Below are 22,894 nucleotides of genomic sequence, written 5' to 3'. Positions count from 1 at the left end.
GACATTTGTTCATCCGCACGATTGAGATTGAAAGGAGGAGACCGACATGACAGCCATGAGATACGGACGCCCCCCGGTAATGCCGTCCCCGTTTGCCGGCGGGCCGCCGTTCCCTTTCACCCGGATGCCAGCGGCGCCGCTTCGCCCGAACGGCCCCGGCAACCTATTGACCCGCCTCTTTTCGCGCGCACAGACGCCGACTGTTTCTTCGTCTTTGTGGGGGCTGCCAACGCTGCCAGGCACCGCCCCTACAGCGGCAGCGACCAACACGGGCGGCGGATTGATCGGCATGTTGAACAACGTGCAAAAAATGCTCGGCATCGCCCAAAACGTGATGCCGATGGTCCAGCAATACGGTCCGCTCATCCGCAATCTTCCGGCCATGATCCGCATTTTTCGGGAGCTGAAGCCGGCCGCTGAAGACGAAAGCGAGGCCAAGACGGAGAGCGCGACAAAAGACAGCGCGCCAAAACCGGCGGCAGCGAAACAAAAAAAGCGCCCCGTCCCCAAGGCGGCGGACGATGAGCCGCAAAAACGGCCGCCATCAACCGCGCCGCGGCCCTCGACACCAAAATTGTATATCTAAACTGATCCATTTTCAGCTGAACCATCGCAAACGGGGAACCCCCTCGGCGCCAACATTGGATAGCGAACCTAGAAGGGGGGTGAAAAACCGCTGCCACACCCCGATCGACGGCATGTTCATTCAGAAAAGAAAGTTGATTCCGCTAGGCTTCTCTAATTGAGAAACGAATGGAATCAGCAGAAGTTGACACGAAATCGCCGTCCTCCTAGAGGGCCGATGAAAAACGGCTGCCACGAGCAAATCAGCGACATATCGCCAAAAAAGAAGGCTGATTTCGCTAGGCTTTTCTAACTGATAAATAGATGGAATTGCAGTATTTTGTACTAAATCACCGCCCTCCTAGAAAAGTGGCAAATCAAAGAAGCAGGCCGCTTCCGACCTTGATGCCAAAATCGAATATCTAACCTCGATCCGCCCCAAGGTCGGCACCATGGGGCGGTTATTCTTTGTCTTCCTTCCCGCCCTCCGATATAATGAAGATGAACAACCGCCGCATGACCGGCGGCAGGGAGGGAATGCAATGGAAGTGATTAAAATTACCCCGCGCGGGTATTGTTACGGAGTCGTCGACGCCATGGTCATCGCCCGCAACGCGGCGCTGGATGCGTCATTGCCGCGTCCGATTTATATTCTTGGCATGATCGTTCACAATAAACACGTCACAGACGCGTTTGCCGAAGAAGGGATCATCACGCTAGATGGGGAAAATCGATTGGAAATTTTAGAAAAAATCGACCACGGCACGGTCATTTTCACAGCCCATGGCGTGTCGCCGGAAGTAAAAAAACGAGCGCTGGAAAAAGGGCTCGTCACGATTGACGCCACCTGCCCGGATGTGACGAAAACCCATCAGCTTATCGAACAAAAGCTCGCCGACGGCTACGATATCATCTATATCGGCAAAAAAGGGCATCCGGAGCCGGAGGGGGCGGTCGGCATCAACCCGAAACGCATCCATCTCGTTGAAACGGTCGAAGATGTCGAACGGCTGTCGCTTGCCAACGAACGCCTGATGGTGACGAACCAAACGACGATGAGCCAATGGGACGTCGCCGACATCATGGCGAAAGTGAAAGAGAAATATCCTCATGTGGAAATGCATAAAGAAATTTGTCTCGCGACCCAACTCCGGCAAGAAGCGGTCGCCGAACAGGCCAAAGAAGCCGATGTGACGATCGTTGTCGGCGATCCGCGCAGCAACAACTCGAACCGCCTTGCCCAAGTGTCGGAAGAAATCGCCGGCACGAAAGCGTATCGCGTCGCCGATGTGACCGAGATCGACATCGACTGGATTAAAACGGCGAAAAAAGTCGCCGTCACCGCCGGCGCTTCCACTCCGACGCCGATTACGAAAGAAGTGATCGACTTTTTGGAGCAGTTTGACCCGAACGACCCATCGACATGGAAACGGGAACGGAAAGTGCCGCTGCAAAAAATCTTGCCGAAAGTGAAAACAAAAAAAGAACAGTAACCGCTGTTTGAAAAGGCTGCCTTGGACAAGCGAGAAAACCGCGCGTCCAAGACAGCCTTTTTATCGGCCGTTCATACGAACTGAAACGGATCGGTGTGAACGCGAGAAGCGAACACTTCCACGTCCCATTGACGTTTGGCGAGCTCGGCGGTCAAGTATCGAGCTACACCTTCTTTCATGATGTTTTCGATATGATGTCCGGGATCAATGAGGCGAAGGCCGAGCGCTTGGGCGTCATGGGCGGTGTGGTAATATACGTCCCCTGTCACGTATACGTCCGCCCCGGCCGATGCGGCGGCGGCAACAAACTTATTCCCATCCCCGCCGAGCACTGCGACCGTTTGCACGACATCGTCAAGCCGGCCGACAACGCGCACCGCCGGAACCGAAAACACCGTCTTTACCCGCTCAGCCAATGCGCGCAGCGTCATCGGCTGCGGCAGGCGGCCGATGCGGCCAAGCCCAAAGCGACGGCCTTCATTGTCAAGCGGGTAAAGATCGTACGCGACTTCCTCGTACGGGTGAACGGCCAGCATCGCCTGTACCACTTCCCGTTCCAACGCAGCCGGCACAATCGTTTCGATGCGCACTTCTTCGACTTCCTCAAGCCGCCCTTGCGCCCCAATAAACGGCTGAGCCCCTTCCTCCGGCAAAAACGTCCCGATGCCGCGGCTGTTGAATGTGCAATGGCTGTAACGGCCGATATGGCCGGCGCCGGCATCGCCTATCGCCTTGCGCACCGCTTCAGCGTGCGTCACCGGCACGTACACGACGAGTTTTTTGAGCGGCTCGATATAGGTCGGCACCAACACGGTCGGATGGTGGAGACCGAGCGCCTCGGCGAGCCAATCGTTCACGCCGCCAGCGGCCACGTCCAAATTCGTATGGGCAGCGTACACGGCAATATCATGGTTGAGACAGGCGGCGATCATCCGCCCATGCCCGTCATCGGTCAGCAGCCGCTTGAGCGGGCGATAAAGCGGCGGATGATGGGCAATGATTAAATCGACCTGCTCGTTCGCGGCTTCAGCCACGACTTCTTCGAGCACATCCAAGGCAACCATCACTTTTTTGACCGGCTTGTTGAGCGTGCCGATTTGCAAGCCGATCGGATCGTCCTTCATCGCCAGCTGTTTCGGGGCCAGCTGCTCGATGAGCTGAACGATTTCGTAGCCGTACGGAACACGACTCATGGCAGCACCTCCTCGACCAAACGAATTTTTCGCTCCAGTTCGCGCCGTTTCCTTGCCGCTGCTTCGCTTTGCCCGTTGGCCGCCAAATCAGCGGCGATTTGCTTCCAATGGCGAAGCTCCTGTTGCCATTTTTCCCGAAACACGTCATTGTTTTCCCGAAGCAAAAATGGCCCGAGCAGCAGTTCGGCTTCCAAATGGCGGTATGGCCGCTCGGCCTCGCCGCGTTCAGCGACCAACACTTCATAAATGTGCCCGTCCTCTTCCAAAATGCGCTCGGCGATCAACTCCCAATCATGTTCGAGCAGCCAGCGGCGAACTCGTTCAGCGCCGACGTTCGGCTGCAAAATAAGCCGCTTCACGCCGGAAAGCTTTTCTTTTCCGTCGGACAAAATGCGAGCGATCAACGCTCCGCCCATGCCGGCGATCGTAATGCAATCGACTTCGCGGGGAGCAATGACCGAAAGACCGTCGCCCTTGCGCACCGAAATCCGGTCAGAAAGGCCGCACGTTTCCACCTGCTGCCGGGCTGAGCGCAGCGGCCCATCCGCCACCTCGCCGGCAACGGCCTTGGTCGCATAGCCGTGCAAACAAGCGTAGCAAGGCAAATAGGCATGATCCGAACCAATATCGGCAAGCACCGCCCCCCTTGGAATGAAGGAAGCGACCGTTTCCAGCCGTTTGGATAGACGATATTCATTCATGGCTTTCGATGCAACCGGCTCTCCACCATCTTTCCGCGATGGCGGGCTGCGTTTCCCTCCCTTCCATTCCTTGTGCTTTTATTGTACAAAGCAAAGATCCCTTTGCCAAAAGCAAAGGGATGCAATCGCCATTATTTCAGGCCGGACAGCCATTTGGCCATGGCATCGATATGTTCAGGTGGCACAAGTCCTGGCGGCATCTGGCCGCGTCCATTTTGCAAAACCGCTTTAATCTGATCGGTCGACAACCGGCCGCCGACTCCTTTTAAGGACGGCCCTACACCACCTTCATAGTTTTGCCCGTGACAGCCGGCGCACGTTTGTTTGAAAAACTGCTCCGGATTGAATTCAGCCGTTTGCTCTGTTTTTTCGCCGCCTTTTTTCTCTTTCGCCATCTCCTTTGCATCGCCTAGCCCTTTAAACGACAAGACGAACGTCAGCACAATCCCGAACGCCATGATGATGAAAAACGGGATGAGCGGATTGCGGTTCATCTTTTTCCCTCCCTATATGTATGATGAAAAGCGCTGCAAACAATTTTATTTTACTGTAAATGCGGGACAAGGAAAAGCCCTAAGTTTTGAAAAGGAAAACGGCCCACATTCAGCGCCACCAAGCGATCACGACGACAAGCAGCGCGCCAAGCGCGGCGGCAACCGACAGATAAGGGATGCGAAACAACCGCCCGACCCCCAGCCAGAGCGCGCAGTTTCCAAGCACAACAGCCGCCAGCATTCCCCCTTGCCCGGGAAAATACCGTTCGCTCCCGGCAACGGACGCAACGAGCAGCAGCCAAGCGCCGGCGATGAGCGGAACATGGAACAGCAGACGCTCGCGCCGCCATCGCCAACCGAGAAAAAGACAGATCGCCAAAAAAAGGGCAAAAAGGAGCGTTTGCAAAACGAATGACAATTCAGTAAAATAAATGACAAGAGCAGCAGCTGGAAGGAGAAGACAAAGAGCGACGGCGAGCGAGCTGCGCCATTGGCGACCGCGCGGGCGAACGCCGCCTTCGGTGTAGAGCGCCAGCAAGTAATCGCAATACTGTTCCGGCAAAAGCCGCGAGCGTTTCCAATATTCAATTTCTCGGATAATGATTTCCCGTCGTTGCCGATTCATCGGTCGCTCACCTTTCTTAAACATGAGAGAAAAAAATAGTTTACTTCATGAAGAAGTAAACTATCGAAAAAACCGGTCATTCCAAAAAGTCTTTCAACCGTTTGCTGCGGCTTGGATGACGCAGCTTGCGCAACGCTTTCGCTTCGATTTGCCGGATACGCTCGCGCGTCACACCGAACACTTTGCCGACTTCTTCGAGCGTTCGCGTCCTTCCGTCGTCAAGACCAAAGCGGAGACGGAGCACGTTTTCCTCGCGGTCGGTCAACGTGTCGAGCACATCTTCCAGCTGCTCTTTTAACAGCTCGTAAGCGGCGTGTTCCGAGGGCGAGGTGGCGTCTTGGTCTTCGATGAAGTCGCCAAGATGCGAGTCGTCCTCTTCACCGATCGGCGTTTCCAGCGACACGGGCTCTTGGGCGATTTTTAAAATTTCCCGCACTTTCTCCGGCGTCAAATCCATTTCTTCGGCGATTTCTTCCGGCGTTGGTTCGCGGCCGAGATCTTGCAGCAGCTGCCGTTGGACGCGAATCAATTTATTGATCGTTTCCACCATATGAACGGGGATGCGGATCGTTCGCGCCTGATCGGCGATCGCCCTCGTGATGGCTTGCCGGATCCACCAAGTCGCGTACGTGCTGAATTTATAGCCTTTTCGGTAGTCAAACTTTTCGACCGCCTTGATTAAGCCCATGTTCCCTTCTTGGATCAGATCGAGAAAGAGCATACCGCGGCCGACATACCGTTTGGCGATGCTGACGACAAGGCGGAGGTTGGCTTCTGTCAACCGGCGCTTCGCTTCCTCATCGCCTTGCTCGATCCGCTTGGCCAGCTCGATTTCCTCTTCGGCTGACAAAAGGGGAACGCGGCCGATTTCTTTTAAATACATGCGCACCGGGTCGTTGATTTTGACGCCAGGGGGAACGGACAAATCGTTTAAATCAAACTCCTCCTCTTTCTCCAGCTCGTCAAGATCCGGGTCCGCCTCCAACCCAGATTCGCTGATGACTTCAATGCCTTGGTCAGCAAGGTATTCATAATATTCGTCCATCTGGTCGGAGTCCAAATCGAATCCGGACAGCCGCTCAGCAATCTCCTCGTAGGTGAGAATGCCCCGCTTTTTCCCCAGCTCAGCGAGCTGCTCTTTGACTTGCTCGAGCGATTCGCCGGCAGCTTCAGCCTGTTTGGATTGGGCTGGTTTTTCAGCCATTTCATTACCTCCTTTAAAAACTCATACCACATGTTATGAAGAAGATAACATTTTTTTCATTTCAATCATTTCTTTGGCGATGCGGGCGGCTGTCAAAAAATCTTTTCTTCGCTCCGCTTCCGTTTGTTCTTGCTCTTTTTCCTTTAGCATTAACCATTTCGGGCGATTCAACACATGCCGAATGCAATCGGCAAGCTCGCGCTCCGAAACCTCATCGGCCACCGGCAAAAGCGACAGTTCGCTTGCGAGCGGCCGCAATTCGCCCGGCAGCCGGGACAAAATGGCGCTTGGGTCGGCCTCGTGCCCTTCCTCGTAAAAGGCGTAAATGTAAGCGGCCAGCGCTTGATGCTCCTCGAGATTAAACCGTCCGCCGACCTGCTCTTGCACGATGAGCGCCACGTCGCGGCTCCGCATCATATGGGCAAGCAGCAGACGCTCGGCGTTTTGAAAGGCGGGCAGCAGTTTTTTCGCCAGCGCCGGCCGCGCCTCCGTCCGGCCAGCGTCGGCTTCCGGCGGCTTAGGCTGCTCGCGCTTATGGTGGGAGAGCTGCTCGTAAAGCGCAGACAGCGACAACGAAAACTCCTCCGCGAGCTGGCGCACGTAATAATCTTTTTCGACCGGGCTTGACAGCTTGCTGATTTCCCGGAGCGCCTCCTCGATATAACGGAGCCGATCGCCTTCTTCCTGCAAGTTTTTGCCGTGCCGCAGCCGCTCCAGTTTAAACGCCATCAGCGGCCTTGCGGCGGCGATTTCGCCAACGAAGCGGTCCGCGCCGTAAACGCGTATATATTCATCCGGATCAAGCCCATCCGGAAGCGAGGCCACCTTGATTTGGCAGCCGAGCGCGCTCAGCTGTTCGGCGGCCCGCCAAGCCGCGTCCATTCCAGCGCGGTCGCCGTCATAGCAAATCGTGACCGTCTCCGCATGGCGGCGCAACAGGCGAGCCTGCTCCTCGGTGAGCGACGTTCCCATCGCCGCCACCACGTAATCAACGCCCGCCTGCACGGCGGAAATGACATCGGCAAACCCTTCCACAAGCAGCGCTTCTTGGCGCTTTCGAATCGGCACACGCGCCTCGTGAAAGAAATAGAAAAGCGTCCCTTTGCGGAAAATCGGCGTTTCCGGGCTATTGATGTACTTTGGCTGCCCTTCTCCAAGCGAGCGGCCGGAAAACCCGACCGTTGCGCCCCGATGGTCATGAATCGGAAACATCACCCGATTCCGGAAACGGTCGACATACCGCCCGTCTTCTCGTTTCAGCAACAGGCCCGCCTTTTCCATCAATACGAGCGAAAAAGCGCGGCTTTCGAGCAGCTTGGCGGCTGCGTCAGGCACATCGGGCGCATAGCCGATCTCAAACCGCTCGATCGTGTCCATCGTCCATCCGCGCGCTTGTAAAGCGTCGAGCGCGGCTTGTCCTTCTTTTGTATGGACAAGCAAATGATGGTAAAAGCGCTTCAACAGCGCGTGTGCTTCCATCATCGCCTTCGCTTCGCTAGCCGGGCCGTCCGCCCCTTCGCCAACGTTCTCATCATAGGAGGACAAATCAACACCAGCCTTGACGGCAAGCCGTTTCGCCGCTTCCACAAACGAAAGGCCCTCGATGTCCATTAAAAACGTAAAGACGTTTCCGCCTGCCCCGCAACCGAAGCAGTGGAAAATTTGTTTTTCCGGGGAAACGGAAAACGACGGCGTCTTCTCCCCGTGAAACGGGCATAAGCCAAAATAGTTGCGACCTTGCTTTTTTAACTGCACGTACTCGCCGATGACATCCACGATATCAACACCTCGGCGAATGGCCTCAATCGTCTCTTCGGGAATGCGATGTCCCATACGAACAACCTCGCATCGTATTTATTCTCGGCGGCAAGCCGATTTCCCTTTTTGTTTCGACAAATTTTTTCAACATCTCTGGAAGGCCGGTGAAAAACCGATGTCACACACCGATCAGCAGCATTTTCATTCAGAAAAAGTCCATGGATAGCGTGATCTGCCCTCCACCCGGGGATGAAAATCCTGCGTCAGTTCGGCATTTTCACCGAAAAGAAAACTGATTCTGCAAGGTTTCTCTAACTGAGAAATGTATGGAATCAGTAGTATTTTGCACCAAATCACCAGCCCCCTAGGTTCGCCCCTTGCCCGCCAAGTGAATGAGCCCGGCCGACCGCCCTAGACTGCCAAGGGCGCGCCGACGGCAGCGGCGCAGCCCAACGATGTACTCGATATATTATATTTCAGCAAGAAAAAGAAAATTTCACTTTTTTCGGTTCATCACCACAACGTGTACTTGACAGATGGTGCACTTTTCGAACAGGTGTAAGCAAAACATGATTGGTTTCCTGTTCTTTCGTGGATGCATAAGCAAGATGTGTAATGGAAAAACCAAGTGCAACTTTTGGTGAAGAGCCCTTTTTTCTTTTCGTTTTTGGGACACCGGACAGCCGGAGGCGAACAAGGGTCGGCTTCCCCCCTACTATTCTACACCCCCGTCAAAAAATCCTGCTTTTTTTGGCGAACCATCGACAACTTTGTCGAAAATCTTTTGTCGGTTTCCCTTGACAAACAGCTATCAATAGTTTACTCGTCTCATCCTCGCTCTAAACCTCGACGAGCCATTTTTTCTCGCAATTTTTTATTATAATACAAGCGTTGAAAAGATGCCATAAAAAAACGCACGATCACCGACAGGAAATCGTGCGGATGGCGAGCTGTTAACGCTTGAACGTTTTTAGAATGATGCTTGCCGTTTCCTCTACTGCTTTGTTCGTCACATCAATGACATCGCAACCGATTTTTTTCACGACCTCATCAAAATAGGCGAGCTCTTCTTTAATCCGGTCCATGTTCGCATAAATGGCTTGGTCGTTCAAACCGAGCGATTTCAGCCGCTCGCGGCGGATGGACAGCAGTTTGTCCGGGCTGATTTTCAAGCCGAAACATTTGTCCGCCCCGACTTGAAACAGCTGCTCCGGCGGCTCGACCTCTGGAACGATCGGCACGTTCGCCACTTTCAGCCGCTTGTGGGCCAAATATTGCGACAGCGGCGTTTTCGATGTGCGCGACACGCCGATGAGCACAATGTCGGCGCGCAAAATGCCGCGCGGATCGCGGCCGTCATCGTATTTGACCGCAAATTCGATCGCCTCGATTTTTTTGAAGTAATCTTCATCAAGCACGCGCACCTGGCCCGGCTCGTACCTAGGCGTCAACCCGAACAAACCGCTCATCTTTTCAATGAGCGGACCGATGATATCGTAGGCGACGACCCCTTCGCGCGCCGCTTCGGCGAGCAAAAATTCGCGCATCTCCGGAACGACGAGCGTAAACGCGATAATGGCGCGGTTCATTTTCGCCAAGGCGACAACTTCCGCGAGCGTCGTTTTATCCTCGACATACGGCACGCGCTTCACTTGGATGGAAGAGGCGTAAAACTGGCTCGCCGCCGCTTTGACGACAAGCTCGGCCGTTTCCCCGCCGGAGTCGGATACGACGTAAACGAGGCGCTGGTTCATGGTTCTCCTCCTTTTTTCCGTCACACATCATCTTTGGCTAATGAGACAAATGCTTTCGTCATGTTCGTTTTTGTAATGCGGCCGATCACTTCATATCCCTTTTCCGTCTTGCGCACGACCGGCATGGCATCGATTTGCTTTTCAATCAGCTGTTCGGCTACATCGATGAGCGAGTCATCTTTGTAACAGACGGCGATATTCGGCATCCGCGTCATAATAATATTGACAGGGATGGCCGTCAGTTCTTGCTTGCCGAGGCTTGCCCGCAACAAATCTTTTCGCGACAACACCCCGGCAAGAAGCGACTCGTCATCGACGACGAACAAGGTGCCGACATCTTCGAGAAACATTGTGACGATCGCGTCGTAGACGCTGACGTTTTCATTGACGACGACCGGAATCGACTGATAGTCTTCGACCTTCATCTTTTTGATTTTATCGGCAAACAGCTGTGTGCCTGTTTTTCCTGTGTAAAAATAGCCGACGCGCGGACGGGCTTCCAAGTAGCCGGCCATCGTTAAAATGGCCAAATCCGGCCGCAGCGTCGCCCGGGTTAAATTCAGCTTTTCGGCAATGCTCTCGCCGGTGATCGGCCCGTAATCTTTGACAATTTGCAAAATTTGCTCTTGGCGTTTATTCAGTTCGATCGTCGCTCACCACCTTGCCCAAAGGTCCCACACGCTATCATTCTCATTTATATTATACTACACGAACCGTTTACAAGGAAAATGGCTCCCCCTGCCCGCCGCTCGGGCCAAGCTTGTCCCGCAGCTCGTCGATCTGCGCCAAAAAACGCTTCGTTTTGAGCGTGAGGCCCGTATACTCCTCGTAATAGGCAGACAAGACCGCTTTCAGCTCCGCTCTTGTGCTTGCTTTAACGGAAACGGCACCCAGTCGGCTGAGGTCAAAGCGGGAAAAGAGGCGCAGCAGCCGGACTGAAGCGGGAGACAGCGGCAACCGGTGCGGATCCGCCGCTTCACAGCGATGGCAAAGAAAGCCCGCCTCCTTGATCGAGAAGGAAAAGCGCCCGACGGTCGCCCCGCAGCGGGCGCAGCGGTCGAGCAGCGGCGGCACGCCAAGCACGGAGAGCATCTTCATCTCATAAATGAAGGTTAAAATCTCGGCATCGCGCCCTTCGCTCATATAGCGCAACGTCTGCAGCAGCAAGGCAAACAAGTGCGGGTTGCTCTTTTGCTCTTCCGTCCCTTTATCGGTGAGCTCGACAAGGTAGGCGGCATATGCCGCGGCAAACAAATCCTCGCGCAACATCCGCATCGAATCGATCAGCTCCCCTTGCTGGAGAACGCCGACCCCGCGGCTGCGGCGCACGACGTAGCGCCCGTAACAGAGCGGCTGCGTTACAGCAGAAAGGCGGCTGCTTGGCTTTTTTGCGCCCCTTGCCATGGCAGCCACCTTTCCCCATTCTCGCGTAAACAAGGTCACAATTTTGTTCGTTTCCCCGTAGTCGACCGTCCGCATGACGATCGCTTCGCACGTTTCGTACATCTCATCACCACCGCTTCCATCCATGACGATGCTATGAGATCGGCTGATCGATTTCTTCCTGTTCGGCATGTTGTTCTTCGCCGTACAGCTTTTGCTCCCGCTCTAGTTCTTTAAACAAAAGGTACGTATCGATATTGCCTGTTTGGCTAAACAGCTTCCACGTAAACTCAAGCATGGAATGACACCTCTTTCCGCCTGCAGGCATGGCGTATTGGCCTTGTGTTTATAGGGTGGCTCGGGCCAAAACGGTTTATGTCGCGTAAATTTTTCTAGCGTCAATACTCCTCTTCGCGAAATCCAAAGTCACGCAGCTGCGCCAGCCGGTTGCGCCAGTCTTTCTGCACTTTCACCCACAGCTCCAAAAACACTCTCGACCCAAGCAGCGCTTCAATGTCGGCGCGCGCCCGCTGCCCGATTTCTTTCAGCATGCGGCCTTGTTTGCCGATGATAATGCCCTTTTGCGAATCGCGCTCCACAATGATGACGGCGCCAATGTAGACCACGCCCGTCTCCTCGCGCCGCTCGATCCGTTCGATGACGACGGCGATCGAATGCGGAACCTCCTCGCGCGTCAAATGAAGCGCTTTCTCGCGAATGAGCTCAGCGATGATAAACTGTTCGGGGTGGTCGGTAATTTGATCGGGCGGATAATATTGCGGACCTTCCGGCAGCCGCTGTTTAATCTGTTCAATCAAGCGTTCGACATTGTTTCCTTCGAGCGCGGAAATCGGCACAATTTCTGCAAACGGGTACAACCCGCGGTACTGCTCAATGAGCGGCAGCAATTCATCCGGATGGACGCGGTCGATTTTGTTGATGACTAAAAACACCGGGGTGTCGACTTCCTTTAGGCGCTCGATAATGAACGCCTCCCCGCGGCCAAACCCTTCCTCGGCGTTGACCATGAACAGGATGACATCGACCTCGCGCAGCGCGTTGAGCGCCACTTTCATCATAAAATCGCCGAGTTTATGCTTCGGCTTGTGCACCCCAGGAGTGTCGATAAAGATGATTTGCGCGTCATCATCCGTGTAAATGCCTTGGATTTTGTTGCGCGTCGTCTGCGGCTTATCGCTCATAATGGCGATTTTTTGCCCGATGACGCGGTTTAAAAACGTCGATTTGCCTACGTTTGGTCTTCCGATGATCGCGACGAATCCTGATTTGTATCCTTCTTTATTCATGCATATCCTCCGCTGCAAAAGCTTCCGGCAGCAATTCGCTGACCGTTACAATTTTTACATCGCCTTTTAAGTTCGCTAAAATGACGTTCATCCCACTCGGGCAAAGTTCGGCGATCACTTGGCGGCAGGCGCCGCACGGCGGCACTGGGCGGGGCGCGTCGGCAATGACCGCCAACGCCACAAATTCCCGTTCCCCTTCCGAATACGCTTTGAACAGCGCCGTTCGCTCGGCGCAGTTGCACAAGCTGTAAGCGGCATTTTCAATATTGCAGCCGCGGTAGACGGCGCCGCTTTCGGTCAAGAGCGCGGCGCCGACTTTGAATTTGGAGTAAGGGACATAAGCGAGTTCGCGCGCTTGTTTCGCTTCAGCAATAAGCGATTCGATGTTCACGGGTGACTCTTCCTTTCCTGCGGGCAATCCACGCTGCTTTCTTTTATTTTACAAAAAACACGTTTGAATTTCATCATTTGAAATCAAAATGTAACAGAAAAATTAGAATTTTCTCTTTCCTTCGCTCAACGAAGATGCGGCCAAAACAAGAGCACCGCGATGACGACAGCGAACCCGGACGCGACTAGCACCGCGGCCGCGGCGATGTCTTTCGCTGCTTTGGCGAGCGGATGGAACTTGTCCGTCGCCAAATCAACAACGCGTTCAATGGCCGTATTGACCAGCTCCAACGTGATGACCGCGCCCGCCGCCAACACGAGCACGACCCATTCCCAGCGCGACAATCCGACGGCCCAACCGGCAATACAGGCGGCAACGGCGGCCGCTAAGTGGAAGCGCAGATGGGCCTCCTCTTTGACCGCCACCTTCATTCCCGCCCACGCCCACGCGAAACGATCCCGCTCCCGCCGCAAGCGCATGGCTATCTCGTCAATCCAAGCCGCGTCAATATCTCTTCTTGCTTGGCAAACATGACGCGCTCCTCTTCTTCTGTTTCATGATCATAGCCAAGCAGATGCAAAAAGCCGTGGACAGCCAAAAATCCGAGCTCACGCATGAGCGAATGGCCGTATTCGGCCGCCTGCTCCTTTGCCCTCGGCACTGAAATGACGATGTCGCCAAGCGCCAGCGGCAAATCGGCGCCGGTGATGCCAATCTCCCCTTCCCCTTCCTCTTCCAAGGCGAACGAGAGCACGTCGGTTGGCGCATCTTTTCCCCGGTAATCGCGGTTCATGACGCGAATGCGCTCGTTGTCGACGAATGAAACGCACACTTCGGCCCCGTCCGGCACGTTTTCCACGGCGGCGGCCTCCGCGAGCAGCCGCTCGATCGTCTCAAGCTGCTCGCGGGTCATTTCATTCGTTTCGTCAATAAAATCAATGTGAATCGTCATGCATGTTTCACCTTTTCTTTCTGTACTTCCGGATATTCAATGCGCGAGTGGAACACACCGTTTAGCGTCTCGCAAAGCGAACGGGCGACAAGCTCCAACTCTTTGAGGGTGATGTCGCATTCGTTCAACTGATTGTCTTGCAGACGGTCAGCAATGATCGAGCGCACCACCTTCTCGATTTTTTCCGGCGATGGGTTGGCGAGCGAACGGACCGCGGCTTCGACGCTGTCGGCGATGTTGATGACCGCCGCCTCTTTCGTCTGCGGCTTCGGTCCGGGATAACGAAACTCTGCTTCCGAAACCCATTCGCTCTGCTCGCACGCCTTATGGTAAAAGTATTTCAGCAGCGTTGTGCCGTGATGCTGTTCGGCGATGTCGATGATTTCCTTTGGCAGTCGGTGCCTGCGGAGCAAGGCGACGCCGTCGGCGACGTGGGCGATAATAATATTTTTGCTCAGCTGCGGCGACAAATGATCATGTGGATTGCCGCCCATTTGATTTTCGATGAAATACCGAGGCCGCTTCGTCTTGCCGATGTCATGGTAGTAGCAGGCGACGCGCGCCAGCAGGCCGTTGGCGCCGATCGCCTCGCACGCCGCTTCGGCCAGATTGGCGACCATGATGCTATGGTGATACGTCCCCGGCGCTTCGGTAAGCAATTTGCGCAAAAGCGGATGGTTCGGGTTCGACAGCTCGATGAGCCGCAGCGGCGACAAAATGCCGAACGCCGCCTCCAGCACCGGCAGAAGGCCGATCGTCAAAATGACGGAAAACACGCTTGAGGCCGCGGCCATCAGCGCCATCAAACCGATTTCCGTCAGCGAATAACGGCCGTTTTTCAAAAGCAGGAGCGATAAAAGCGAAACCGTTTGAACGAAAGCGACCAGCACCCCGGTCCGCCAAATGTTCGCCTTCGCCAGCTCCTTCGGCAGGCCAAACGTTCCGGCCAAACCGCCGGCGAGCAAATACACGGCCAACGATACGGACATCGTTCCGGCAGCTCCCATTTCTTCGTTGAACAGCAAGCTCCCGCACACCGCCCCGATGATGGCCGTCATGACCGAAAGCCGCTCGCCAAGCAAAAGGCGCACCAACATCGGGCCGAACGCCGCCGGCACCAAATAGCCGACCGGGACGGCGCTTCCGGAAGGCAACAGGCGAATCAAAACCATCGCCGCCATCATCCCCGTCAAAACGGCGGTATAAAGCGACAGCTTCTCATTCGTCGGCTCGTGGCGAAAATAGTACATGAGCGGGGCGAGCAAGAGGAGCACAAACATTCCCAACCCGGCGGCCGTAAAGGATGGACGGTCGCTTTCAAGCAAGCCGACGAGCTCAAGCCGCCGATAAATATCGCTTGTAATGAATTGCCCTTCTTCCACGATCACTTGTCCTTGCAAAATTTTCACCGGCTTCACTTCATCCATCGCCTGACGCCGTTTCTCCTCGGTCGCCGTCCGATCGTAGACGACGTTCGGGATCACCGCTCGCCGGCAAAGCTTGGCAACCGGTTCGCGAAGCGCCGGCGGCAGAGCGGCGTATTCAATCTCGTTGGCCGCCTGTTCGCGGGCGGCCTCCAAATCGTTTTGTGAAATGCGTTCGCTCATGGCCGCATGAACGGCGGTGAGCGCCGCCTCCTTCGCCGTCTTCAGCTCTGAAGGCGCGGCGCTGAGCAGGCGCTGCCATTCCTCTGCCGACAAATAGGCGAACCATTCCGGCGGCAACCGCTCCTCGAGTTTGGCCGCCATCCCGCCCGCCGCGCGGTCCGATTCGGCCTCCTTTTGCACGCTCTCAATCGCCGCAAACAGCGAGGAAAGAAGGTCGACCCGGTTTTCAGCGTATTCTTTTTTCAACGTGTAAACATCCGCTACTTTCGCCGCCGCCTCTTCCTTCAGCTGGGCGGTCGCCTCTTTATCTTCCACCGTCACCGGGGAGCGAATCGTTTCCTTGGCGACGTCAAACAGGCGCAGTTCATATTGGCGCGGCTTGACTTGCCAGTACAAAACAGCAAACAACAGAACGGCCAAAAACAAAAACAGACAGAAGCGGACGAAACGGACCGTTTTTGTCCGCTCAAGAAAAAAACGAAGCCTTCCCACCGGTTTTCCCCTCGCTTTTCAAAAAGGCGCGGCCGCCCGTTGCGCAGTTTTTTATAAGCCGGCCTCGCCATAAGCGTCAATGATTTTGGCAACGAGCGGATGGCGGACGACATCCGACTGTTCTAAAAATACGAAGGCGATGCCGCTGATCGAAGCCAGAAGGCGCTTGGCGACGGAGAGGCCTGATTCGACTCCCCGCGGCAAGTCGACTTGGGAAATATCGCCTGTAATCACCATTTTCGATCCGAAGCCAAGCCGGGTCAGAAACATTTTCATTTGCGCCGGCGTGGTGTTTTGCGCCTCATCTAGAATGACGAAGGCATCGTCCAACGTTCTCCCGCGCATGTAGGCGAGCGGGGCGATTTCGATCGTCCCTCGCTCAATGAGCCGCTGCGTCTGCTCAACGCCGAGCACATCATGCAACGCATCATAGAGCGGCCGCAAATACGGATCGACTTTCTCTTTCAAATCGCCGGGCAAAAAGCCAAGGCTTTCTCCCGCCTCGACCGCCGGGCGGGTGAGGATGATGCGCTTGACGCTTCCGGCTTTCAGCGCCTTGACGGCCATAACGACCGCCAAATACGTTTTCCCGGTGCCAGCCGGGCCGATGCCGAACGTCAAATCGTGCTGTTCGATCGCAGCCACATAATAGCGCTGCCCCAATGTTTTGACGCGGATCGGCTTTCCTTTGGCGTTTTTCACGATCTCTTGGTCATACAGCTGAACGAGGCCGTCAAGCGCCCCCTTTTTCGCCAGCTGGATCGCATACATCACATCGCGCTCCCCGACCGCCACCCCTTTGCGAATGACGATGAGCAAATGGCGCAAAAGCTCATCGACAAGCTGGACTTGCTGGGGCGGGCCGGAAACGTTGACCGTTTCCCCGCGCGTCACAATGGAGACGCCAAGCTCTTCTTCCATCCGTTTCAAGTGGGCATCATGGACGCCAAAGAGCGCAGCCGCTTCCTGTTGATTTCGCACGTGTTGGCTGATCGTAACGAACTGCTCTGACATTCTCAATCTCCTTGAACAATGGGTTGTGGTACAGCAATGTTTTCAATGACTTCATAATGCAATTCTACCCTTACTTTACCATTCTCTTTCTCCTGATGCAAAACTTTTTCGCCGCGGATGGCCGCCTCCTCCGGCAGTTTGGCCCGCAGTTCGCGGCGGGCGATGCGCCTTGCTTCCGCGAACGCTTCTTCCCACGTGTAGCTCCGCTTCACCGCTTCCGCCTCGCGGATGATGACACGTTCATAATAAAAAGGCAAGTCCCATTTCCAAAAGCGAAACGGCCGCTTTTCTCTTTCAACAACCATATGGGAAAACGGCGGCTTCTCCCATCCCCAGACCGGGATGGACAGTCGGCCGATCCCGATATAATGGCGCGCCATCGCTTTTCCCGTCAACACATGAAACGTCGTCTCCAGCGGCAGGACAACGGTAGACTTGTACCATGTTTCGCCAAACACCTTCCCGTTAGCCGGCACAAATTTCGTTCGCCCTTCGGCGCCGATGATGCCCGAGACGAGCAGCTGCCCTTTTTGCACGTAATCGTTGACGGAAACGAGCGGTTGTCCTTCTTCAACGAATAAGTCCACCACCACCGCCTCTTTTTTCGCGACCAAATGGCGCGGCGGAAGCGGTTGTTTCGGTTCGGGAATTTCCTTTTCCACCACTTGAAAATGAAGCGATGTCCCTTTCCATTCCACCCCGACCCACGTAATGTCGCGAATTCGTTCCGTCAACTTTTTTTGTAGCGTTTCCGGGTCGTCGAGCAAAAATTGGAATGCGCCGCGCTCCACTCCCATCCGCTTCAGCTCGCGGATGATTTGATGCTCGGTCTCCGGCGTCGCCCCCTCGATGTCGATGTTCCACACGACGTTCGACAGCAAAAACACCCCCGCTAGAAAAACGAGCAGGCCAAGCCAAAACCCGCTGTTTCGCCAAACCCGGCGCCAAAAAAACGGCAAGCCGGTTCGGCCGACAAACGAGAGTTTGCATCCGCTTTTCCGGGCGATATGGCGCAGCTGTTTTACATCGCTGAGCCTAATGAAGAACGTCACGGTATCCGCGCTATGCTTTTTCACGTTCCAAACAGCCATCCCTTGGCGGACGCAGGCGTTGATCAATCGTTCGATCCCTTTTCCTCTCACTTTGACCCGCACGCTGCCGGCAAGCGTGTCGACCCATTCGTTCTTCATCCCCGTTCCTCCTCGCTATTTATCGATATACGTTACTTGGTTAATTTTTCCTTCCAACAAAATTTCCTCCGGCAATATCGTTTTAATGACAAATTGTTCGCCGCGGACAATAAGCTGGCCGTTTCGCAGCAACAAGCGGAGCTCTTTATCGCTGAAGGCGAGCAGCCCGCGGTGGTTTTCAATGTAAATATGGATTTGGCCAATCATCGTAATGCGAGGCAAATCCATCATAATGTCGGCGGGAAGCTCGAGCGTTTCCGCCATCCACCGCTTCACCTGCTGGCGCCACCTTTTCACCATCAAAAAAGAACCCCCTTTCATCTCATATGTATGAGACAAAAGGGGGTTCTAGCACCGCTTTTCAAAAACGATGGGCCCGCCTGTCCGGCAAGGCCCATCGCCCATTATGACAACTGTTGTCGCACGAGTTGATTGACGAGCGAACCATCTGCTTTCCCTTTCACCTTCGGCATGATCGCGCTCATCACTTTTCCCATATCCGCTTTCGAAGAAGCGCCGACTTCTTTGATCGTCTCTGCGATCAGTTCGCGGAGCTCCTCTTCCGTCAGCGGCTTCGGCATATACGACTGAACGATTTCAATTTCGGTTTTTGCCTTTTCGACTAGATCTGAACGGCCAGCGTTTTCAAATTCGTGGAGGGAGTCTTTACGCTGCTTCAGTTCACGGGAAAGAACCGTCAGCTCTTCGTCCTCGGACAGCGCGCTTTTGCCGAGCTTGATCGCTTCGTTTTGCAGCGCCGCCTTCAGCATGCGGAGAACGGACAGCTTTTCTTTCTCCTTGCTTTTCATCGCCTGCTTCATATCGTTATTCAAACGATCGAGAAGACTCACCGACTATACACCCTCTTTAATGCGTGCTCTTAGTGCTTGCGCTTTCTCGCCGCTTCAGATTTTTTCTTCCGTCTGACGCTTGGCTTTTCGTAAAATTCACGCTTTCTCACTTCTTGCAAAGTGCCTGTTTTCGAAACGGCACGCTTAAAGCGACGAAGAGCGTCATCGATCGACTCGTTTTTGCGCACGATCGTTTTGGACATCCTGCTTCCCTCCCTCCGAACACCAACCATTGCATATTGTACTTGTCAATTATAATACATGCCGATCGAAAAGGTCAATACAAAAAGCGCGCGGCGTTCGTCTTCCGAAAAAGCGGTCATTGCCGACGGACAAGGCCCATACATATAGGATGAAGGGAGAGAGCGCCGATGGGTTCACTCTTTGTGCTGTTGGCCGTTTACACCGCTATTTTTCTTCTCGGCATGTTGATGATGCGGGCGGGGCTTTACACGTTGTCCGGCGACCGAATGAACGAATGGCTGATGCGCTTTACGGCCAAACCTTGGCAATCGTTTCTCACCGGCTTGGCGACAACCGCGCTTGTGCAAAGTAGTTCGGCCGTGATGGTGATGACCGTCGGCTTGGTCGCCACCGGCTACTTATCGTTCCGGCAGTCCATCGGCATCATCTTAGGCAGCAACATCGGTTCGACGCTCACGACGGAGCTGATGACGCTCGATCTCGGCGAGGGCGCCATTCCGCTTCTTTTGGGGGGCGCGCTGCTCGTTTTTCTCGGCCGCCGTCGGTTCCTTTACGGCATCGGCATGGCGGTCGCCGGTCTGGCCGTCTTGCTGTTTGCCATGGACGGTTTTTCAAGCTTGGCGAGGCCGCTGGCCGCCTATCCGTTTGTCAACGTCTGGCTTCAGGAGACGAACCGCTCGACGGCCGCCGGTTTGCTTGTCGGCATCGCCTTGACCGCGCTCGTCCATTCCAGTGCAGCGACGATCGGCATCGCCATGGGGTTTGTAAACGAACAATTGTTGACGCTGCCAGCTGCCATTGCCATTTTGCTTGGCGCGAACATCGGGACGTGCATCACCGGCCTGCTGGCGTCGATCGGGGCCGGCAAGGAGGCGCGGCTGACCGCCTACACCCATCTGTGGCTGAACGTCGCCGGCGTCGCCGTGTTTGCCTTTTTCACCGCTCCGCTCGCCCGCTTCGCCGCTTTGCTCAGCCCGGCCCCGGACGTGCAGCTCGCCCATGTCAGCGTCGTGTTTAACGTTGTTTGTTCCGTCGCCGCGTTGCCGTTTGTCGGCGCCATTGAGCGGGCCATGATCCGTTTGCACGGCAGCCGCTGAGCTTAGTGGAAGACATCGGTGGACGGCGGCGATGTTTCCTTCGAACGAAGCGCTAGGCGGCCGTCGAGCTTAATAGCCGGCGCCGCCCGTTTGCCCGCGGACAATCGCCACCCCGGAGCTCGTCCCGATGCGCGTCGCCCCGGCTGCGATCATCGCTTCGGCCGTTTCCCGATCGCGCACGCCGCCGGACGCTTTGACGCCCGCTTTGTCACCGACCGTCCGCCGCATGAGCGCCACGTCCTCGACCGTCGCGCCGCCGCCGGAGAATCCGGTCGACGTTTTCACGTAATCGGCCCCCGCCTTCACCGCCAATTGGCAGGCGCGCACTTTTTCTTCATCGGTCAGCAAAGCCGTTTCGATAATCACTTTCACCAGCGCTTTTCCGGCCGCCGCCTCGACGACAGCGCGAATGTCGCGCTCAACAAGCTCATCATCGCCGCTTTTTAACGCGCCGATGTTGATCACCATATCCACCTCGCCGGCGCCGTTTTCGATGGCGTTATTCGTTTCAAACGCCTTTGTTTCCGGCGTTGTCGCCCCCAGCGGAAAACCGATGACGGTGCAAACGCGGACATCGGTGCCGGAAAGCTCGCGCGCCGCCGCTTTCACCCACGCCGGGTTGACACAGACGGAGGCGAAGCCGTATTGTTTCGCTTCGCGGCATAGTTGAATGATTTGTTCTTCCGTCGCCTCTGGCTTGAGCAGCGTATGATCGATCATTTTGGCCATATTCTCTGTCATGGAACATCGCTCCTTTCTCCTGCTACTGCAAAAAATGAAAGGTCTGACGTCTACCATCATACCATGTCGTTACCATAAAAACTAGCCGCCATCCGTATCGTCTCCCATTTCATCTTCCGGCGAGCTTGTTAGCCTGCTCGAGAGAAATGGACGGAAAAAGATCCATGGGCAGCGGTCCGCCCTCCGCTCAGAGATGAACATCACCGCCTGCGGGCACGGGATTTTTACGGAAAGATCCATGGACGGCGATCCGCCCTTCACCCGGGGATGAAAATCCGCGTCAGTTCGGCATTTTCATGGGGAGCGATGTAACAGCGACCCAAGGATGAAAGTGACCGCTTGCTGACGGGATTTTCGCAGAGAAGTTCCATGAGCAGCACGATCCGCCCTCCACCCAAGGATGAAAATCCATGTCAGTTCGCTATTTTCACCGAAAACAAAAACCCAGCCTAAAGGCTGGGAAGTATGAGGCGGACGCGCTTAGCCTAAATCGGCCATTGGGATTAGGAACTTAATTTTACCGATCGGACGGCCTCATCCGGCACAACGCGGACAAACTCGCCTTCGTTATACGGGTAGCCGGCTTTGGTGATCTTCACTTTCACCAGTTCGCCAATCAGCTCGTCGGACGCTGGAAAACGGACTTTCAAGTAATTATCGGTGTAACCAACGTACAAGTGCGGCTCTTCTTTGTCGCGCTCTTCCGGGATGACTTCAAGCACTTGCCCTTCAAACTGCGAGGCGTATTCTTTCGCCAGCTGGTCGGAAAGGGCGATCAAGCGGCGGACGCGGTCGTGCTTCGTCTCTTCATCAATTTGATCCGGCATGCGCGCCGCCGGCGTGCCGGTCCGCTTCGAATACGGGAAAACGTGAAGCTCGGAAAACCGCTGCTCGCGAATAAAGTTGTACGTCTCCATAAATTCCTCTTCCGTTTCACCAGGGAAGCCGACGATGACATCTGAGGTCACCGCCAGTTCCGGAAACACGTCGCGCAGCCGGGTGAGCCGCTCGGCGTAAAATTCCACCGTATATTTGCGGCGCATCCGCTTCAGCACCGTATTCGACCCCGATTGGAGCGGGATGTGCAAGTGGCGGACGATTTTGTCCGACCGCCGCAAAACTTCGATGACTTCATCGGTCAGCTGGCTCGCCTCGATGGATGAAATGCGGAGCCGCTTCAGCCCCGGCACTTGCTCGTCCAAATCGCGCAACAAGGCGGCAAAATTATAGTCTTTCAGATCGGTGCCATAACCGCCGGTGTGAATGCCGGTCAGCACGATTTCTTTGTAGCCGGCGGCGACGAGCTGGCGCGCCTGACGGATGATCTCCTGCGGGTCGCGCGAGCGCATTAAGCCGCGCGCCCATGGAATGATGCAAAACGTGCAAAAGTTGTTGCACCCTTCTTGGATTTTCAGCGACGCCCGCGTCCGGTCGGTGAATTCCGGCACATCCATCTCCTCAAAGACGCGCGTTTTCATGATATTATGGACGGCATTGATCGGCTGCCGTTCGCGCTGAAACTGCTCAATGTACTCTAACATTTTATGGCGGTCTTGCGTGCCGATGACAATATCAACACCCGGAATGGCCATCACCTCAGCCGGCGATGTTTGCGCGTAGCAGCCGGTCACGCAAACGACGGCGTCCGGATTGCGGCGCACCGCGCGGCGGATGACTTGACGGCTTTTTTTGTCGCCGGTGTTCGTCACCGTGCACGTATTGATCACATAAACATCGGCGCGGCTTTCAAACTCTTTCCGTTCGTAGCCGGCCTGTTTAAACAGCTGCCAGATCGCTTCCGTTTCATAGTGATTGACTTTGCAGCCCAATGTATGAAAAGCCACTGTTGGCATCGCATTCACCTCACTCTATTCCCCCG

The 22,894-nt window shown here is 55.2% G+C and carries 25 protein-coding genes; 3 read left to right on the top strand and 22 right to left on the bottom strand.

Going from position 1 to position 22,894, the window contains the following annotated elements:
• Nucleotides 1-55 precede the first annotated feature (55 nt).
• Together vrrA and NST29_RS05930 are read left to right on the top strand one after the other, a co-directional pair.
• Nucleotides 56-586 carry a VrrA/YqfQ family protein gene (vrrA, locus tag NST29_RS05935; RefSeq protein ID WP_033019009.1) on the top strand — a complete coding sequence of 177 codons (531 nt, stop codon included), beginning with the start codon at nt 56-58 and terminating at the stop codon, nt 584-586.
• A 520-nt stretch (nt 587-1,106) separates the two neighbouring features.
• Nucleotides 1,107-2,057 carry a 4-hydroxy-3-methylbut-2-enyl diphosphate reductase gene (locus tag NST29_RS05930; protein WP_033018953.1) on the top strand — a complete coding sequence of 317 codons (951 nt, stop codon included), beginning with the start codon at nt 1,107-1,109 and terminating at the stop codon, nt 2,055-2,057.
• Between the two features lie 71 nt (nt 2,058-2,128).
• Here NST29_RS05930 and NST29_RS05925 read toward each other — a convergent pair whose 3' ends face one another.
• From NST29_RS05925 to rpsU, 20 genes are all read right to left on the bottom strand, one after another.
• Nucleotides 2,129-3,250, bottom strand: a complete 1,122-nt coding sequence (locus NST29_RS05925) for a Nif3-like dinuclear metal center hexameric protein (RefSeq protein ID WP_033018952.1) — start codon at nt 3,248-3,250, stop codon at nt 2,129-2,131.
• Complete coding sequence (locus NST29_RS05920; RefSeq protein ID WP_033018951.1) at nt 3,247-3,951, bottom strand: tRNA (adenine(22)-N(1))-methyltransferase TrmK; 705 nt, start codon at nt 3,949-3,951, stop codon at nt 3,247-3,249. The genes NST29_RS05925 and NST29_RS05920 overlap by 4 nt, the downstream gene beginning before the upstream one ends.
• A gap of 131 nt (nt 3,952-4,082) precedes the next feature.
• A complete protein-coding gene (gene cccA, locus NST29_RS05915; protein WP_033018950.1) occupies nt 4,083-4,445 on the bottom strand; it encodes a cytochrome c550 in 363 nt (120 codons plus the stop codon).
• Nucleotides 4,446-4,554: 109 nt separating this feature from the next.
• Nucleotides 4,555-5,070 (bottom strand): hypothetical protein, encoded by a 516-nt coding sequence (locus NST29_RS05910; RefSeq protein ID WP_033018948.1) that lies wholly within the window; start codon nt 5,068-5,070, stop codon nt 4,555-4,557.
• 76 nt (nt 5,071-5,146) lie between these two features.
• On the bottom strand, nt 5,147-6,274 hold the full coding sequence (gene rpoD, locus NST29_RS05905) for an RNA polymerase sigma factor RpoD (protein ID WP_033018947.1): 1,128 nt from the start codon (nt 6,272-6,274) through the stop codon (nt 5,147-5,149).
• A gap of 33 nt (nt 6,275-6,307) precedes the next feature.
• Entirely contained in the window at nt 6,308-8,107 is a 1,800-nt protein-coding gene (gene dnaG / locus NST29_RS05900) for a DNA primase (RefSeq protein ID WP_033018945.1), read from the bottom strand.
• Between the two features lie 878 nt (nt 8,108-8,985).
• Nucleotides 8,986-9,786 (bottom strand): pyruvate, water dikinase regulatory protein, encoded by an 801-nt coding sequence (locus tag NST29_RS05895; RefSeq protein WP_033018943.1) that lies wholly within the window; start codon nt 9,784-9,786, stop codon nt 8,986-8,988.
• 20 nt (nt 9,787-9,806) lie between these two features.
• On the bottom strand, nt 9,807-10,433 hold the full coding sequence (locus NST29_RS05890; RefSeq protein WP_255358701.1) for a helix-turn-helix transcriptional regulator: 627 nt from the start codon (nt 10,431-10,433) through the stop codon (nt 9,807-9,809).
• 70 nt (nt 10,434-10,503) lie between these two features.
• Nucleotides 10,504-11,292 (bottom strand): DNA repair protein RecO, encoded by a 789-nt coding sequence (gene recO / locus NST29_RS05885; protein ID WP_033844186.1) that lies wholly within the window; start codon nt 11,290-11,292, stop codon nt 10,504-10,506.
• Nucleotides 11,293-11,323: 31 nt separating this feature from the next.
• The gene (locus tag NST29_RS05880; protein ID WP_081897238.1) at nt 11,324-11,467 is read right to left on the bottom strand and encodes a YqzL family protein; all 144 of its coding nucleotides are present in this window, start codon (nt 11,465-11,467) and stop codon (nt 11,324-11,326) included.
• A 100-nt stretch (nt 11,468-11,567) separates the two neighbouring features.
• Nucleotides 11,568-12,476 carry a GTPase Era gene (gene era / locus NST29_RS05875; protein ID WP_033018938.1) on the bottom strand — a complete coding sequence of 303 codons (909 nt, stop codon included), beginning with the start codon at nt 12,474-12,476 and terminating at the stop codon, nt 11,568-11,570.
• A complete protein-coding gene (locus NST29_RS05870) occupies nt 12,469-12,867 on the bottom strand; it encodes a cytidine deaminase (protein WP_033018936.1) in 399 nt (132 codons plus the stop codon). The genes era and NST29_RS05870 overlap by 8 nt, the downstream gene beginning before the upstream one ends.
• Before the next feature lie 125 nt (nt 12,868-12,992).
• Nucleotides 12,993-13,346 carry a diacylglycerol kinase family protein gene (locus tag NST29_RS05865; protein WP_033018934.1) on the bottom strand — a complete coding sequence of 118 codons (354 nt, stop codon included), beginning with the start codon at nt 13,344-13,346 and terminating at the stop codon, nt 12,993-12,995.
• 2 nt (nt 13,347-13,348) lie between these two features.
• The gene (gene ybeY / locus NST29_RS05860) at nt 13,349-13,819 is read right to left on the bottom strand and encodes an rRNA maturation RNase YbeY (RefSeq protein WP_033018932.1); all 471 of its coding nucleotides are present in this window, start codon (nt 13,817-13,819) and stop codon (nt 13,349-13,351) included.
• On the bottom strand, nt 13,816-15,918 hold the full coding sequence (locus tag NST29_RS05855; protein WP_033018931.1) for an HD family phosphohydrolase: 2,103 nt from the start codon (nt 15,916-15,918) through the stop codon (nt 13,816-13,818). Before NST29_RS05855 ends, ybeY begins: the two co-directional genes overlap by 4 nt.
• Before the next feature lie 51 nt (nt 15,919-15,969).
• Complete coding sequence (locus NST29_RS05850) at nt 15,970-16,932, bottom strand: PhoH family protein (RefSeq protein WP_033018930.1); 963 nt, start codon at nt 16,930-16,932, stop codon at nt 15,970-15,972.
• A 2-nt stretch (nt 16,933-16,934) separates the two neighbouring features.
• A complete protein-coding gene (gene yqfD / locus NST29_RS05845) occupies nt 16,935-18,122 on the bottom strand; it encodes a sporulation protein YqfD (RefSeq protein WP_033018929.1) in 1,188 nt (395 codons plus the stop codon).
• Between the two features lie 15 nt (nt 18,123-18,137).
• Nucleotides 18,138-18,422, bottom strand: coding sequence for a sporulation protein YqfC (gene yqfC, locus NST29_RS05840; RefSeq protein ID WP_033018927.1), 285 nt, complete (start codon nt 18,420-18,422; stop codon nt 18,138-18,140).
• Nucleotides 18,423-18,526: 104 nt separating this feature from the next.
• Complete coding sequence (locus tag NST29_RS05835; RefSeq protein ID WP_033018926.1) at nt 18,527-18,973, bottom strand: GatB/YqeY domain-containing protein; 447 nt, start codon at nt 18,971-18,973, stop codon at nt 18,527-18,529.
• A gap of 29 nt (nt 18,974-19,002) precedes the next feature.
• On the bottom strand, nt 19,003-19,176 hold the full coding sequence (gene rpsU / locus NST29_RS05830) for a 30S ribosomal protein S21 (RefSeq protein WP_008879912.1): 174 nt from the start codon (nt 19,174-19,176) through the stop codon (nt 19,003-19,005).
• Between the two features lie 168 nt (nt 19,177-19,344).
• On the opposite strand from rpsU, the gene NST29_RS05825 reads away from it, so the two are divergent.
• Nucleotides 19,345-20,274 (top strand): Na/Pi symporter, encoded by a 930-nt coding sequence (locus NST29_RS05825; protein ID WP_033018924.1) that lies wholly within the window; start codon nt 19,345-19,347, stop codon nt 20,272-20,274.
• 69 nt (nt 20,275-20,343) lie between these two features.
• On the opposite strand, the gene deoC is transcribed toward NST29_RS05825, so the two are convergent.
• Both deoC and mtaB read right to left on the bottom strand, forming a co-directional pair.
• Nucleotides 20,344-21,015 carry a deoxyribose-phosphate aldolase gene (deoC, locus tag NST29_RS05820; RefSeq protein ID WP_033018922.1) on the bottom strand — a complete coding sequence of 224 codons (672 nt, stop codon included), beginning with the start codon at nt 21,013-21,015 and terminating at the stop codon, nt 20,344-20,346.
• Between the two features lie 503 nt (nt 21,016-21,518).
• Nucleotides 21,519-22,868, bottom strand: a complete 1,350-nt coding sequence (gene mtaB, locus NST29_RS05815; protein WP_033018921.1) for a tRNA (N(6)-L-threonylcarbamoyladenosine(37)-C(2))-methylthiotransferase MtaB — start codon at nt 22,866-22,868, stop codon at nt 21,519-21,521.
• Between the last annotated feature and the right edge of the window lie 26 nt (nt 22,869-22,894).

This window comes from Geobacillus sp. FSL W8-0026 (assembly GCF_037966255.1).
In the GTDB taxonomy this organism is placed as follows: Bacteria; Bacillota; Bacilli; order Bacillales; family Anoxybacillaceae; genus Geobacillus; species Geobacillus icigianus.
This window is presented reverse-complemented; position numbering and strand designations above follow the sequence as displayed.

Excerpts from the sequence above, each read along its gene's own strand:
- vrrA (WP_033019009.1), top strand. The coding sequence starts at position 56 with ATGAGATACGGACGCCCCCCGGTAATGCCGTCCCCGTTTGCCGGCGGG.
- NST29_RS05930 (WP_033018953.1), top strand. The coding sequence starts at position 1,107 with ATGGAAGTGATTAAAATTACCCCGCGCGGGTATTGTTACGGAGTCGTC.
- NST29_RS05925 (WP_033018952.1), bottom strand. The coding sequence starts at position 3,250 with ATGAGTCGTGTTCCGTACGGCTACGAAATCGTTCAGCTCATCGAGCAG.
- NST29_RS05920 (WP_033018951.1), bottom strand. The coding sequence starts at position 3,951 with ATGAATGAATATCGTCTATCCAAACGGCTGGAAACGGTCGCTTCCTTC.
- cccA (WP_033018950.1), bottom strand. The coding sequence starts at position 4,445 with ATGAACCGCAATCCGCTCATCCCGTTTTTCATCATCATGGCGTTCGGG.
- NST29_RS05910 (WP_033018948.1), bottom strand. The coding sequence starts at position 5,070 with ATGAATCGGCAACGACGGGAAATCATTATCCGAGAAATTGAATATTGG.
- rpoD (WP_033018947.1), bottom strand. The coding sequence starts at position 6,274 with ATGGCTGAAAAACCAGCCCAATCCAAACAGGCTGAAGCTGCCGGCGAA.
- dnaG (WP_033018945.1), bottom strand. The coding sequence starts at position 8,107 with ATGGGACATCGCATTCCCGAAGAGACGATTGAGGCCATTCGCCGAGGT.
- NST29_RS05895 (WP_033018943.1), bottom strand. The coding sequence starts at position 9,786 with ATGAACCAGCGCCTCGTTTACGTCGTATCCGACTCCGGCGGGGAAACG.
- recO (WP_033844186.1), bottom strand. The coding sequence starts at position 11,292 with ATGTACGAAACGTGCGAAGCGATCGTCATGCGGACGGTCGACTACGGG.
- NST29_RS05880 (WP_081897238.1), bottom strand. The coding sequence starts at position 11,467 with ATGCTTGAGTTTACGTGGAAGCTGTTTAGCCAAACAGGCAATATCGAT.
- era (WP_033018938.1), bottom strand. The coding sequence starts at position 12,476 with ATGAATAAAGAAGGATACAAATCAGGATTCGTCGCGATCATCGGAAGA.
- NST29_RS05865 (WP_033018934.1), bottom strand. The coding sequence starts at position 13,346 with ATGCGCTTGCGGCGGGAGCGGGATCGTTTCGCGTGGGCGTGGGCGGGA.
- ybeY (WP_033018932.1), bottom strand. The coding sequence starts at position 13,819 with ATGACGATTCACATTGATTTTATTGACGAAACGAATGAAATGACCCGC.
- NST29_RS05850 (WP_033018930.1), bottom strand. The coding sequence starts at position 16,932 with ATGTCAGAGCAGTTCGTTACGATCAGCCAACACGTGCGAAATCAACAG.
- yqfD (WP_033018929.1), bottom strand. The coding sequence starts at position 18,122 with ATGAAGAACGAATGGGTCGACACGCTTGCCGGCAGCGTGCGGGTCAAA.
- yqfC (WP_033018927.1), bottom strand. The coding sequence starts at position 18,422 with ATGGTGAAAAGGTGGCGCCAGCAGGTGAAGCGGTGGATGGCGGAAACG.
- rpsU (WP_008879912.1), bottom strand. The coding sequence starts at position 19,176 with ATGTCCAAAACGATCGTGCGCAAAAACGAGTCGATCGATGACGCTCTT.
- NST29_RS05825 (WP_033018924.1), top strand. The coding sequence starts at position 19,345 with ATGGGTTCACTCTTTGTGCTGTTGGCCGTTTACACCGCTATTTTTCTT.
- deoC (WP_033018922.1), bottom strand. The coding sequence starts at position 21,015 with ATGACAGAGAATATGGCCAAAATGATCGATCATACGCTGCTCAAGCCA.
- mtaB (WP_033018921.1), bottom strand. The coding sequence starts at position 22,868 with ATGCCAACAGTGGCTTTTCATACATTGGGCTGCAAAGTCAATCACTAT.